The organism is Clostridium sp. DFI.1.208 (assembly GCF_024463855.1).
In the GTDB taxonomy this organism is placed as follows: Bacteria; Bacillota_I; Bacilli_A; order Erysipelotrichales; family Erysipelotrichaceae; genus Clostridium_AQ.
In genome coordinates this window covers 1-863 of record NZ_JANGCA010000162.1, presented here as the reverse complement: position 1 = coordinate 863, position 863 = coordinate 1, and the positions used below count along the sequence as shown (strand labels likewise).

Annotated in this window: 2 protein-coding genes; both read left to right on the top strand. The window is 41.3% G+C overall.

From position 1 onward, the window contains the following. The first annotated feature begins 317 nt into the window (after window positions 1-317). A complete protein-coding gene (locus NE665_RS23820) occupies window positions 318-578 on the top strand; it encodes a cold shock domain-containing protein (RefSeq protein ID WP_002611889.1) in 261 nt (86 codons plus the stop codon). 65 nt (window positions 579-643) lie between these two features. Continuing rightward, a partial coding sequence (locus tag NE665_RS23815) for a ParA family protein (RefSeq protein WP_256302696.1) occupies window positions 644-863 on the top strand: 220 nt, incomplete at its 3' end.

The window sequence follows — 863 nt, the reverse complement described above, 5'->3', positions numbered from 1 at the left end:
AATACAAGAGCGATCCATATCAGGCAGAAAAAGCGGTCTCGAAAGCCGGTTCGCCAGGACCTTCGTATAATGATACTTATAAATAAAATGCTCCGTGGAGGAGTTGGTGTGAATCCAATGAATGCTAGCGATAGCTGTTTAGTGCTGCCCGGCCGAGGGATGCGAAAGATATCGGTGTTTTGATGATTATAGTTTTATAAACGGGTCTTTGACTCGTTGTTACATAGAACTGCTGAGACTTTTTTGTTTTCGGCAGTTTTCTTGTACCAATAAGTCTTTTCGACTTCGTGGATACGACAATGGAAGGAGGTGTGTTCATGCTATCTAAGGATGAAGATCGTTGCGTCCATGGTACCTGTATTTGGTTCAGCGATGAAAAAGGTTATGGTTTCCTATTATCTGATGATGGTGTTTCCAGTATGGTTCATTACACAGATATAAAAGAACCAGGCTTCAAGAGACTTTACAGAGGTCAAAGAGTCACCTATGAAGAATTGGAAACAGAAAAAGGAAGATCAGCCCGTCGAGTAAAATATGTGAAGGATTTTACTTCTATCGCAGATCATTCATCGCTGTGAGCCATTACTTATTTTTGAAGATCTATCGTGTATAGCGGAAGAAACCGCATGGAGGAAAAACTATTATGAAAACGATCGCAATCTATAACATCAAAGGTGGAGATGGAAAAACGACCACCGCAAAACATCTGGCTGTCGGACTGTCCAAAAAAGGTATCCGTATATTACTTGCTGATGCTGACGGCCAAGCCAACTGTTCAAAGTCTTTCATCGACAAAAAATTAAAACGAGACCCTGCGTATTATGAAAGCAGTCTCGATGGAGATAAAGAAGCAGCCTTCATCC

Excerpts from the sequence above, each read along its gene's own strand:
- NE665_RS23820 (WP_002611889.1), top strand. The coding sequence starts at position 318 with ATGCTATCTAAGGATGAAGATCGTTGCGTCCATGGTACCTGTATTTGG.